Genomic DNA, 11,533 nt, shown 5'->3' with positions numbered 1-11,533 from the left:
GAGTGCTGGTGCAGGATCTCGCGCTCGGCCAGCTTCGCCTCGTAGATCCGGCGCACCTCGGCGATGGCCGCCCGATCCTCGTCGCTCAGGGGGCGCTCCTCGGCGCCGGCCTGACGCTCCTTCTGGCGGAGCCGCTCCATGGCCAGCTCGTAGGCGGTCTTGGGCGCGTCGTCTGGCATGGCGACAGTCTACCTCGCCCCCGCGTCCCCCGCGTGGTACAAGAGGGCGCGCGGGTCGGGAGCCCCGCGCGGAGGAGGACGGCCGGAGCATGGTGGCCAGCATCTCGCTCGTCGCGCCGGCGCGCGCCGAGGACGTCTCCGGGGTCATCGCCCTCATCGGCCGTGTGTTCGCGGAATACGGCTTCGTCTGGGATCCGGTTGCCGAGGTGCCCGACCTGCTCGACTTCCAGGCCCACTACGTGCCCCCGCGGGGCGCGTTCTTCGTCGTGTGGCAGGGCGATCGCATCGTGGGGTCGGCCGGTATCGAGCGGCTCGACGAGGACACCGCGGAGCTCCATCGCCTCTATCTCGATGCCGACCTCCGCGGGCGCGGCCTGGGGCAGATGCTGGTCGGCGAGGTCATCGGCTGGTGCCGGGCCCGGGACATCTCACGGCTCCTCCTCTGGTCGGACACGCGGTTCGAGCGAGCCCACCGCCTCTACACGCGAATGGGATTCCGGCAGAGCGGCGAGCGCGTGCTGCCCGGCGACGTCAACCAGACGCGCGAGTACCGCTTCGAGCGCCCGGTCTAGGGCGCGAGCCGCTCAGTCCTTGCCGGGCGCTTCGCCCCGGGACAGGCGCACCAGGAACTTGACCAGATCGCGCGCCATGTCGTCGAACGACTCCTCGAGGAAATCTTCGTCGTCACCGCCGAACATGCCCGCCGAGCCCAGGCGCCGGTCGGCCGTCACCAGGAGGACGCGGCCGGACTCGGCATCGACGAAGTGCATCTCGGCCTGGGCCCGGGTGCTGCCGGCGCCGAAGCCCACGAAGTAGCGCATGGCCTGCGAGCCGCGCCCCAGACGCGTGATGCTGCCGCGCAGCACGAGCGTCTTTCCGGCCAGGCGGCCCGAGCCCGGGAGCGGCTTCACCTGGCTGAACAGCTTGCTCTCGCGGAGCCGGCGCAGGAGCTCCTGCTGGTAGAAGGCGGCCATCTTGTCCGCGAAGCGCTGGTCCCCCTCGTCCTCGATCTCCGAGGTCGCGACGGGGAAGCGCTCGACCAGGACAACGCGGTAGCCCTTCAGGTCGAACCCGGCGGCGACGCCGACGCGGCCGGCGTCCTTGTCCTCCTGGCTCGGGGTGAGGCCGCCCGCGCCGCGGACGTTATCCGGCGAGGTCTGGTAGGCGCCGAAGCAGCCGGCGAGGATGCCACACACGAGGGCCAGCCGCGCCCAGGATAGCCACAAAGATGTCCGCATAGTCGCTCCTCTTGCCCGGTCGACGAAGGCTCGCGCGCGCTTCACCATTCCAATCGAGCACGGAGCGCCGGCGAGCCGGCAGAGATTTGTCGATCGACTAGCGCGTCGTCACTAGGACGGCGGGGAGCTCAGGCCCCGGTGACCTCGGTGGCCCGGAGCAGCACCGAGCGAGGCACGGTCAGGCCCAGCGCCGTGGCGGCCGCCACGTTCACGATCAGCTCGCCGGGCGTCCCGCCCAGCGGGTCGAGCTTGATCCGCGGGCTGAGCTCGAGAGGCCAGGCCGGAGGCGGAGGACCGGGCGGCGAGTACGCGAGCAGGCCGCCGGCCCGGGCGAACGCCCGCCCTTCGTACAGCGCGGGCAGGCGGTGGGTCCCGGCCAGGGCCACTACGGTCTGCCGATGCTCGCGATACATCGGGTCGTCCAGCACCACGACGGCCTCGGCACCCTCTCGGGCCATCTCCGCGAAGGCCTCGGCGAAAGCCCCGACCTGGTCCGCCGTCTCGGTGAGCGGGATCATCCGCAGCTCGATCCCCAGCTTGGCCACGGCGCGGAGCACGGCCTCCGCGGCGCCCGGCGGCGCGATCGTCGTGCCCGGGTTGAAGAGCAGCGCCAGGCGCGACGCGCGCGGCACGCAGTCGGCCGCGAGCTGGGCCAGGGCGCCGATGTGCTCGGGGGACAGCCACCGGCTGGGCGTGAGGCTGAATTGCACGCGCCCCAGCATCGTGCGGCGGGTCAGCGTTCCGAAGCGCTGGACCACGTCGGGCGTCCGGTCGAAGGCGGCCAGCGCCTCGCGATTCATCACGCGCTGCACGCCCCAGGAATCGCGAAATCCCAGCCGCAGCATGTGACGGGCCATGGCGATGCGAATGAGCCGGGTGATGCCCCGCCGGCGGAACGCGGGGGCGGTGGAGATGTCGACCATGAACACCTGGTCGGGACGCAGGTGCAGGATGGATCGCAGCCCCGGACTGACGATGGTCGAATCGCACCGGAACGCCGCCGGCTTGTTCCCGGCCAGCGCGAGGTACAGGAAGTGGTTCGGGCCCAGCCAGGCCTGAAACGTCGACGGCGGTACCTGGGTGAATCGCTCGGTGAGGGCCGGCAGGTCGTCCGGCCTGGCCAGGCGGAACACCAGCCCGTTGTCGGACAGCGGCAGTCCGGCCACGGTCTCGTAGTTGCTCTGCAAGAGGTACGAGCGCTGGCGGCCGGCGATGTAGGTGGTGACGAGCCGGCGGGCGGCCCGGCGGCCGCCGTGCGTCTGCAGATACTGGCGCGCTTCAGCGAGCGAGATCATGCTTTCCTCGCGGCCACGCGCACGCCGGCGAGCTGCTCGAGGACCTTGATGACGGCCAGGCCGTCTTCCTTGTTGAGACCGGCGGCGCGCGCCATCTGGTAGAGCTGCTGGGTGACGTTAGCCAGGAGCAGCGGGACGCCGAGCTGCTTGGCGAACGCGGTCTCCAGCTCCTGGTCCTTGTAGGTGATGTCCACGGTGCCCCCGGGCGTGAAGTCGCGAGCCAGGATCTTCGGCACGCCGGTCTCGAAAGCGTGGCTGGTCCCGGTGCTGACCCGGATCACGTCGTAGATCGTCTGCGGGTCGAGCCCGGCCTTGACGCCCATCACCAGGGCCTCGGCCACGGCCACCCGGTTCACCTGGATCAGCATGTTGTTGACGAGCTTCATGGCCAGCCCCTGGCCGGGGCCGCCCACGTGGAAGATGTTGGCGCCCATGGCGTGGAACAGATCCCGACAGGCCTCGAACGTGGCGGCCGGTCCACCGACGATGATCGACAGCTCCCCCGAGGCGGCCCGCGTGGTACCGCCGCTCACCGGCGCGTCGAGCATCGCGATGCTCCGGCCCGCCAGCTGAGCGGCCAGGCGCCGGGCCACGAAGGGATCGATCGTGCTCATGCACGCCACGATGTGCCCCGGCCGCGCGCCGCCGATGATGCCCTCGGCGCCGGCGATGACCTCCTCGGCCTGGGCGGTAGTCTCCACCATGACGATCGTGCGGTCGGCCGCGGCGGCCACGCGCTCGGCCGAGCGCTCCACTTTCGCGCCTCGCTCGCGCAGCGGCTCGGCCCGGGCGGGGTCGATGTCGTGCACGACCAGGGTGAAGCCGTGCTTGCTGAGATTGAGCGCCATGGGACGCCCCATGTTGCCGAGCCCGATGAAGCCCACCGTGCCAGGCATGGCCTCCTCCTCCGGCGGCGGGATCAGGGCCCGCCGCTCAGGTCGACGACGCGGGCGGCGCTAGCGGTTGAGATAGGCGAGCGGCAGGCCGGGCCGCGGCCACTCGAACGACACCAGCGTGCCGCCCATCGACAGCGTGGCGAAGGCCGTGGAGAGGGCGGCTCCGCCGAAGCACACGTTGGTGACCATCATGTCGGGCAGACGGTACTGGTCGACCCGGCTGCCGTCCGGCCAGAGGTCGCTCACGGCGCCGGTGATCAGCGTGGCCACGCAGATGTGGCCCTCGGAGTCCACGGCCAGCGAGTCGAACATCTGATAGCCGCCCAGCCCCACCAGGCAGGTGCCCTTCTCGCCCCGGTACGGCCCGTTGGCCGACGCGATCTGGCCGGGAGCGGAGAGCCGGAACGACCAGCAGCGCGCCGTGGTGGTCTCGGCGACGTAGAGCGTGCGCTCGTCGGGCGACAGGCCGATCCCGTTCGGCCGATCCATCGGGAAGATGGCTTCCTTGATGAAGGAGCCGTCGGCCCGCGCGTAGTAGACGGCGCCCACGTCGAGATCGCGCTCGCGCCGCTTGCCCAGGTCGGTGAACCAGAACCCGCCCGCGCTGTCGAAGACGAGGTCGTTCGGGCCGCGCAGCGGCCGCCCGTCGCAGGCGTCGTAGAGTGTCTCGAACTTGCCGCTGTCGGGATCGACCACCTGGATCCGCCCGCCGGCGTAGTCCGCCGCCTGCGAGGTGGGGAAGAGCTTGCCCGCGCGCTCCACCCAGCTCAGGCCGCCGTTGTTGGTGACGTAGATCTTCCCCCCGGGGCCGAGGGCGGCGCCGTTGGGGCCCCCGCCCAGCGCGGCCATGACGTGCACCCGGCCGTCCGGCGTGACGCGCGAGAGCGTCTGGCGGGCGATCTCGACAAGGATCACCGAGCCGTCGGGCATGGCCACCGGGCCCTCGGGAAAGCGCAAGCCCGAGGCGAGCGGCCGGAGCGCCGGCGTGAACGTCGTCATGGGTGCGGCGCGTACTCGTAGATGACCGCGTCCAGCGGCTTCAGGCGGAAGGCGTTGCACGCGTTGTGGATCTGTGGACAGTTCGAGAAGGCGACCAGGACGTCGGTCTCGGCCCGGAAGTCGATGTGGTCACCAGCCCTGCTCTTCGGCGCCTGAATGGACCAGCTGCCGTCGGGGCCGATCGGGCAGTTCATGAAGACGTTCATGTTGAACGGGACGTCTTTGTCGCCAATGCCCCAGGGCTTGAGGGCCTCGGCCAGGTTGTCCCGGCAGTTCCGCGTGTCCTTCACCCCGTAGCGCCGCTCGTTGGTGAAGCGGCTGCAGGCGCCCGCCAGCATGTCGTGGACGCCGCAGGTGTCGTCGATGATGGTGAGCAACGGCGTGGCCTCGTCCGAGAAGAGCAGATAGCCGATCCGCGGAAACACCTGGCGGTTCAGGCTGATCGTGTTCATGACCGAGAGCTTTTCCTGGAGGCGGTCGAGCTTGAAGCAGACCAGGTCGGCGACCTGCTGGCCCTCGGCGTCGACGATGCGGAGAACCTGGTTGCGCTTGAGCTCCGCCGCGAAGTGTCCCGCCGGAGGGACCGTGTCTTGCCGCAGCACCTTCACGGGACGGCTCACTGGCGCGCCGACGACGCACCGGGCTGCGCGCGGCGCCGGCGCAGCTCCTGGATCACCGCGCTGTTGTCCCGGTCGGCTTCGCCGTGCGCGGCGCAGCCCTTCACGAGGTCGGCGTACACCTCTCCGAGGGGAAGCTGCTGGCCGCGCCGTCCGGCCTGGTCCAGGGTGAGCAGGATGTCCTTGAGGGTCTGGGCGATGCGCCCGTGCGGGCTGAAGTCGCCGGCCACCATCTTGTCGCCCTTGACGTCCATGATCTGCGAGTAGGCGGCGGACTCCCGGGCGACCTTCAGGAAGGCGGCCGGGTCCAGGCCCACACGCTCGGCGAAGACGAGCCCTTCGGCCAGGCCGGCGCGGTTGATGTCCAGGATCAGGTTGATGGCGAGCTTGGCGCGCCCGCCGTTGCCCACGGCGCCCAGGTGATGCCGTCGCGGGCAGATGGCGTCGAGCACGCCGGCCGCTGCCGTCATGACCTCGAGCTCGCCGCCGATCAACCCGAGCGCGTTGCCCCGCGCCGTCTGCTCGCTGGTGCCGGACACCGGCGCCTCCAGGAACCGCACGCGCTCGGCGGGCAGGCGGGCGGCCAGCGCGGCGATGCGATCGGGGTCGCAGGTGCTCGTGCACACGACGGTGAGAGGCCCCGCGCCGCTCGGGCGCGCGGCGAGCAAGCCGGCGACGACCTCCTCGACCTGCTCGGTGTTGAACACGCAGAGCACCACGGTGCGGCAGGCGCGCGCGACCTCGTCGAGGGAACGTGCGGCGCGACCGCCCAGCGCGGCGAGCCCGGCGAGCTTCGACGGCTCCACGTCGTAGCCCAGCACGTCGAAGCCGGCGCCGCGCAGGCGTCTGGTGATGGCCGTGCCCATCAGCCCGACCCCGACCACGCCGACCGGCTCCTTCGTCGTCGTCACGTGCGCCCCTCCGCTTGCCGGATGCTAGGCGGCAGCGCTCGGGGTGTCAACCGCGCTGCGCGCCCCGGCCGGGCCGGCACTACCGCAGCCTGCCTGTCGGCAACCTGGCGCGGAGCTCGTCCGAAGCGGTCTCGATACGAGAGCGGCGCGATCCGCGTGTGGTGGCCGGACCGCTACTCCGGAACCGCAGGCACCCGCAGCACCTCGTCGTGCTTGCGCACGCGCTCGCGGACCTTGACGGCCACCTCGGTCCCCTGCTCGGCGCGCGGCACCTCCTGGTGCTCGATTTGCAGGGACTCGATGGGTTGGATGAAATCGGTCGTGTGGCCGCGAAAGCGAATCTGGTCGCCGACCCGGAGTGGGCCCTCGGTGAGGTGGATCGCCGCGACGCCGATCTTCGCGTAGTAGTCGGTGACGGTCCCGACCTTCTGCTCAGCCGTCATGGCCGTGTCCTCCCGCGGTGGACGTCGGGCCGCGTCCATTGTAGCGCCACCCGCGCTAAGATGCCTTCGAGGGAGCGCCCGTGCCCCGTTTCGTCGTGGATACGATGCTCGGCCGCCTGGCCCACTGGCTCCGGGCCATGGGCTATGACACCGTCTATCCGGGGCCGGCGGACGACAGCCGACTCCTGGATGTCGCCCGCCGGGAGGCGCGCATCCTGGTCACCCGCGACGCGGGGCTCGCCGCCTCCGCGAGCGATCTGGGCTGTCTGATCCGGAGCGTGGAGGTACAGCTGCAGCTCATCGAGACAGTGACCAGGCTGCAGCTCACCCCGCCAGAGTCCGCCTGGCTGACGCGCTGCCTCGAGTGCAACGGCCTGCTGGCGCCGGTGGACAGGGAGGCGGTGCGGGATCGCGTGCCCCCACGGGTCTTCGGGATTCACGACGACTTTCGAGTGTGTCAGGGCTGCGGACGCGTCTACTGGCCGGGCAGCCACGCCGGGCAGATGATCACGCGGCTACAGCACGTCCTGAACGGCGCGATCGAGGCCACTTCTCCGGCGTCTCGCCCGGAGCGCTGATCCTCAGTGATGGCCCGCTGGGCCATCCTCGCGCTCGTCACCCTGGCCTATGCGGCGGCCGCGCTGGCCGCGCTCGCCGCGGCTCCACTCGCGCCGTTTCTGCTCGACGACCTGGGCCTGACCCGCGTGCAGGTGGGCTTGCTGCTGCCGGCCGTCTACCTGGGCGGCGTCGCGATGTCGCTGCCGGCCGGGTGGCTCACCGACCGTCTGGGAGCGCGGCTCACGCTCGCGCTCGGCATGGCCGTGACGGGGGTGCTGGTGGCGTTGGCCGCCGCCGGCCCGAGCCTGCCCGCGCTGCTCCTCTGCTTGGTCGGCGCTGGATTCGGATTCAGCGTCGGCAATCCGACGACCGGCAAGGCGGTGGCCGACTGGTTCCCGTCCCACCAGCGCGGCGTGGCGATGGGCATCAAGCAGACCGGCCTGACGCTGGGCGGTATCGCCGGCGCCCTGCTCCTGCCCCTGATCGCCGTCGAGCTCGGCTGGCGCCATGCCCTGGTCATCGCGGGCGCGGTCGCCGCGCTAGCCGGCCTCGCGGTCGTGGCGCTCTATCGGAATCCGACGAAGACGGACCAGGCGCAGCGGGTGGTCCGGCCCCGGCTCAGCGAGCTCGGCCCGTTCCTGGCCCGAGGGGGCGTGCGCATGTTGCTGGCCGGCGCGTTTCTCTTGTCCATGATGCAGGCGTCCCTGCTCGCATACTTCACCCTCTACGCCCGGGACAGCTTCGACCTCTCCGCGGTGGCGGCCGGCCAGCTGCTCGCTTTGGCCCAGGCGGGCGGCACGATTGGCCGGATCGGCGGAGGTCTGGTGAGCGACCGTGTTCTGGGCGGACGTCGCCGGCCGGGCGTCGTGGCGACCGCGCTCGTCGGGGCCGGCAGCTTCGCCGCTTTCGCGCTGGACACGGCGCTACCGCCTGCCCTGCTCTGGATTCTGGCGCCCCTGGCCGGGGCCGGGGCCTTCGGCTGGGTCGGGCTCTACTTCGCGCTGGTTGCCGAGATCGCCGGCTCTCGCTACGCGGGCCTGCTCACCGGCGTCGCCGTCGCCTCCGCCTGGTCCGGAGTCCTGGTGGGACCGCCCCTGTTCGGCGTCGTCGTCGAGATCACCGGCGGGTACGGCACGGCCTGGCTCGTCCTGGCCGTGATCGCCGCCAGCGTCGCCGTCGCCCTCGCCCGCCTGCGGCCACTGGTCCAGCGCGAGCCTGCGAGGCGCTGAGCGCGCCCACGCGCCGACGCCGCGTCCTGGGGGTCGGGAAGGGCGCATCGAGATCACGAGGGCGGCGACCGCAGGGACCCGCTGGGACCGGGCTCCATCTGCGCGCGAGGTCCGCACACGCGCGAGGGAAACGGGTGTCGCTGACCCCTCCCGACCCCCAGGGCGCGGCGTCGGCGCGCGCGAAGACTAGACGGGCGCGTAGGAGCGGCGCAGGAGCCACGCGCCGAGGCGGATGAGCGCGGTGCCCAGCGCGAGGCGCAGCGCGCTGGACCGCGACGGCGCCTGCCTGAGCAGGGCCTCGAGCCGGGCCGCTTCGAGCAGCTCGGCGTGCCGCTCCTTGACGAGCCGCTCCATCGTGTACTCGTTGAAGTGCATGTGCCCGTACGACCCCGTTCGGGCGCCGTCGTGAAACCGACGGCAGAGCGTGCGGAGCGGGTGACTACGAGTTGAGCGGGTGCAGGTCGGGCCGGCAGCTGTCGCAGGGCTCGCGTCCGTCACCCTCGGCCCGTTGCCTGGTGCCGAAGAATACGAGGCGGCGCCGATGGGCCAGCGATTCGAGAGAGGGGCAGGTGGGCAGGCAGTACCAGCGGCTCCGGGGCTCGCCGACGTACATCGCGTCGGGGTTCACCTGGGGCATGGGCCTGGTGCGCTCGATGCAAATGCCCTCGGCACAGAGCAGGTGCTCCTTGAGACTGATCTTGTCCCCGGCATACCCGACGAGGCTGCCGGTGCTTCCGACGACGCGGTGGCAAGGAATCACGATGGGCAGGGGATTCCAGCGCAGCGCCTGGGCGACGGCCCGGCTGGCCGTCGGCTTGCCCACTTCGCAGGCCACGCCCGAGTAGGACATGAGGGCCCCGTAGGGGATCTCGGCCGTGGCCCGGAGCACGCTGCGGTGGAAATCGCTGCGCACGAGCCGGAGATCGAGCGGCCACCCGAAGCGACTGCGCCGGCCCCCCAGGTATTCGAGGAGCTCGTGGTAGAGGCGTTCCAGCTCCTCGCCGTCCTCGATGGTCTCCACGCCGTGCAGACGGCTCAGGCGCGACTGGCTGAGGCTCTTGGCCCGACCGAGATACTCGATGAGCGAGACGCCCTGTTCGGATGCCGCGATGAGGATGTTGCCGAGGGGGGAGGGGAAGATCCGGTACGCCAGGGTGCGCCGCTTGAGCTCACCGAGCCTGGACTCCAGCCGCTTTCGCGCGTCCTCGACGATGGCCGGGGCCAGCGGCGCCTGGCGCCAGCTGCCCAGCGCGTGCTCGAGGGCTCGGTAACGCGCATACTCGCCGCCGCACGGCGCGCACACGCCGATGTGGTCGTGGACCCGCCGCGTCACCGCCGGCTCCGCCTCGCCGGCGGCCGCCGCCATCAAGTCTTGCTCGATCTGTTCGCACACCCGGGGTTTGGCGTTCATACCTGACGCTCCATGACGGGGAGCGCGAGCCCTTCGAGCTCGCGGCGGATCTTCTTGAGGGCCTGGAACACATGGGCCCGGGCGGTCTCCGCCGAGCAGTTCAGGCTGCGCGCGATCGCCTCGTAGTCGAGGTCGTGGATCTTCCGCTGGACGAAGGCCAGCCGTTGCTTGAGCGGCAGGCTCGCCACTACCATGTCGAGCCGGGTCCGGGTCTCGTTGAAGACCGCCTCGCCGTCGGGCGCGCTCCCATCGAGCTCGGAGCGCACGGAACGGGCCGAGGCCTGCGCCTGGCGCCGCCGGCGCTCGTTGCGGAAGTGGTTCCTGGCCAGATTGGTGGCGATCGTGAAGAGCCAGGCCCGAACGTTGGCCTCGCCATCCAGGTGGCGGTAGGCCTTCCACGCTCGCAGAAAGGTCTCCTGCGAGAGGTCGTCGGCGTCGCTGGCCCGGGCGGTCACCCGCCTCAGATAGCGAAAGATCTCGGCATGGTGCAGTTCCATAACGGCCTCGAAGGGCTGCTGACCCATCGCACCCGTATAAGACACCCGGCCGTCAGCGGCGTGAAAGGAGGCCGTCGATCAGCTGGAGCAGGCGCGCGCCGTCGGCGATCCCGGCGGCGAGGGAGAGGCCTTCCGACGGAGGCCCGGTGTGATGGAAGGTCTCGAAAACAGTGAGCCGTGCCCGCTGCCCGGCCCCCGCGGCCAGCCGCAGGCTCTCGGTGTAGGGGATGGACGGATCCCGGGCGCCGTGGGCGATGAGCAGGGGGGCCCGAATCCGGCTCACCGCCCGGACGGCGGACAGCCGTTCCAGGGCGTGCCGAGCGGCCGGGGGTAGCGCGGCCAGCAGCCGCTCGAATGCGTCCTCGCGGTCGTTCATGACGAGGGCCAGCACGGCGCGTCCGTCGGCTTCGAGTCGCGCCTGTAGCGGCCCCGTGTCGTCGGCCGGGTTGGCGAGCCGGCGCGCCGCGATCTCCTGGAGGCGAACGCCGTCGGGCTCGCTGGCGACGAAGCCGGCCAGCAGGGAGAGAAGCTTCCAGCGGTTGTAGGGCTCCTGGCGCTCGACGTGACGCTGGCCCTGCCAGCGGTGTACACCGGTGGTCACGAACAACACGACGTGGCGGAGGTCGGCATAGCCGCCGAACGAGCCCACGATCCTGAGATCGGGCACGTCGGCCGCGGCCAGCAGCACCGGGCCGGCGCCGAACGAGAATCCGGCCAGGCCCACGTGATCCCATCGACGCCGGGCATAGTCGGCCACGGCCCGGATCTCCTGTACTTCGCTGCCGTCCAGCCGAAAACGGGCCAGCCCCTCGATGTGAGGAACCACGACGACCTGGCCGCGCTCGGCGATCAGGCGAGCCAGTCGAGCGAGATCGGGTTGCCGTCGCCCCAGGGACGACAGGCCGTGGACGAGGACGATACCCCCACGAGGCGCCGGTGGACGGTAGAGGTCCGCGCGGACGTTTCGGCCCGCGATCCCGAGGACGACTTCCTCGTGCACGACAGGGGAGCCGCGGAGCGCGAGCCAGCGCTCGGCGGCCGGCCACGCCAGCGACAGGGAGAGGCTCAGCGTCCCCGCGTGGGGGGCGAGCAGCGCCGCCGCGAGCAGACACGCCGCCAGTGCGATCCACCGGCCCCACCGCCGACTGATCGGCGGGGGCGGATTGTCGCGCGCGCGTTCGAGTTCCTGGCTCATCGAGGCCCCGATGGAGGGCTATGGGGAGCCCGGTCGTGGCAAGCGCGATCGAGCCCCTGGCTCGA

14 protein-coding genes are annotated in these 11,533 nt (G+C 71.4%); 3 read left to right on the top strand and 11 right to left on the bottom strand.

Features of this window, described 5'->3' with window-relative positions; genetic code table 11:
* The first annotated feature begins 268 nt into the window (after positions 1-268).
* The gene (locus VFR64_21860) at positions 269-751 is read left to right on the top strand and encodes a GNAT family N-acetyltransferase (GenBank protein ID HET9492377.1); all 483 of its coding nucleotides are present in this window, start codon (positions 269-271) and stop codon (positions 749-751) included.
* A gap of 12 nt (positions 752-763) precedes the next feature.
* Here VFR64_21860 and VFR64_21855 read toward each other — a convergent pair whose 3' ends face one another.
* The 7 genes from VFR64_21855 to VFR64_21825 form a co-directional block, all read right to left on the bottom strand.
* Positions 764-1,417 (bottom strand): DUF4410 domain-containing protein, encoded by a 654-nt coding sequence (locus VFR64_21855; protein ID HET9492376.1) that lies wholly within the window; start codon positions 1,415-1,417, stop codon positions 764-766.
* A 128-nt stretch (positions 1,418-1,545) separates the two neighbouring features.
* Positions 1,546-2,712 (bottom strand): hypothetical protein, encoded by a 1,167-nt coding sequence (locus VFR64_21850; GenBank protein HET9492375.1) that lies wholly within the window; start codon positions 2,710-2,712, stop codon positions 1,546-1,548.
* Positions 2,709-3,608 (bottom strand): NAD(P)-dependent oxidoreductase, encoded by a 900-nt coding sequence (locus VFR64_21845; protein ID HET9492374.1) that lies wholly within the window; start codon positions 3,606-3,608, stop codon positions 2,709-2,711. Before VFR64_21845 ends, VFR64_21850 begins: the two co-directional genes overlap by 4 nt.
* Before the next feature lie 60 nt (positions 3,609-3,668).
* Positions 3,669-4,607, bottom strand: coding sequence for an SMP-30/gluconolactonase/LRE family protein (locus tag VFR64_21840; protein ID HET9492373.1), 939 nt, complete (start codon positions 4,605-4,607; stop codon positions 3,669-3,671).
* Positions 4,604-5,215 (bottom strand): urea carboxylase-associated family protein, encoded by a 612-nt coding sequence (locus VFR64_21835; GenBank protein ID HET9492372.1) that lies wholly within the window; start codon positions 5,213-5,215, stop codon positions 4,604-4,606. The genes VFR64_21840 and VFR64_21835 overlap by 4 nt, the downstream gene beginning before the upstream one ends.
* An 8-nt stretch (positions 5,216-5,223) precedes the next feature.
* Positions 5,224-6,135 (bottom strand): NAD(P)-dependent oxidoreductase, encoded by a 912-nt coding sequence (locus tag VFR64_21830; GenBank protein ID HET9492371.1) that lies wholly within the window; start codon positions 6,133-6,135, stop codon positions 5,224-5,226.
* 173 nt (positions 6,136-6,308) lie between these two features.
* Entirely contained in the window at positions 6,309-6,578 is a 270-nt protein-coding gene (locus VFR64_21825) for a translation elongation factor-like protein (protein HET9492370.1), read from the bottom strand.
* 80 nt (positions 6,579-6,658) lie between these two features.
* On the opposite strand from VFR64_21825, the gene VFR64_21820 reads away from it, so the two are divergent.
* Both VFR64_21820 and VFR64_21815 read left to right on the top strand, forming a co-directional pair.
* Positions 6,659-7,156, top strand: coding sequence for a Mut7-C RNAse domain-containing protein (locus VFR64_21820; protein HET9492369.1), 498 nt, complete (start codon positions 6,659-6,661; stop codon positions 7,154-7,156).
* A gap of 9 nt (positions 7,157-7,165) precedes the next feature.
* On the top strand, positions 7,166-8,365 hold the full coding sequence (locus VFR64_21815; GenBank protein ID HET9492368.1) for an MFS transporter: 1,200 nt from the start codon (positions 7,166-7,168) through the stop codon (positions 8,363-8,365).
* Between the two features lie 186 nt (positions 8,366-8,551).
* On the opposite strand, the gene VFR64_21810 is transcribed toward VFR64_21815, so the two are convergent.
* From VFR64_21810 to VFR64_21795, 4 genes are all read right to left on the bottom strand, one after another.
* A complete protein-coding gene (locus VFR64_21810; GenBank protein HET9492367.1) occupies positions 8,552-8,740 on the bottom strand; it encodes a hypothetical protein in 189 nt (62 codons plus the stop codon).
* Positions 8,741-8,804: 64 nt separating this feature from the next.
* Entirely contained in the window at positions 8,805-9,776 is a 972-nt protein-coding gene (locus tag VFR64_21805) for a methylated-DNA--[protein]-cysteine S-methyltransferase (protein HET9492366.1), read from the bottom strand.
* The gene (locus VFR64_21800) at positions 9,773-10,300 is read right to left on the bottom strand and encodes an RNA polymerase sigma factor (GenBank protein ID HET9492365.1); all 528 of its coding nucleotides are present in this window, start codon (positions 10,298-10,300) and stop codon (positions 9,773-9,775) included. Before VFR64_21800 ends, VFR64_21805 begins: the two co-directional genes overlap by 4 nt.
* Before the next feature lie 25 nt (positions 10,301-10,325).
* Positions 10,326-11,468: a CocE/NonD family hydrolase gene (locus tag VFR64_21795; GenBank protein ID HET9492364.1), complete on the bottom strand. Its 1,143-nt coding sequence runs from the start codon at positions 11,466-11,468 to the stop codon at positions 10,326-10,328.
* Positions 11,469-11,533 lie beyond the last annotated feature (65 nt).

It is taken from the genome of Candidatus Methylomirabilota bacterium, assembly GCA_035709005.1.
In the GTDB taxonomy this organism is placed as follows: domain Bacteria; phylum Methylomirabilota; class Methylomirabilia; order Rokubacteriales; family CSP1-6; genus 40CM-4-69-5.
This window is presented reverse-complemented; position numbering and strand designations above follow the sequence as displayed.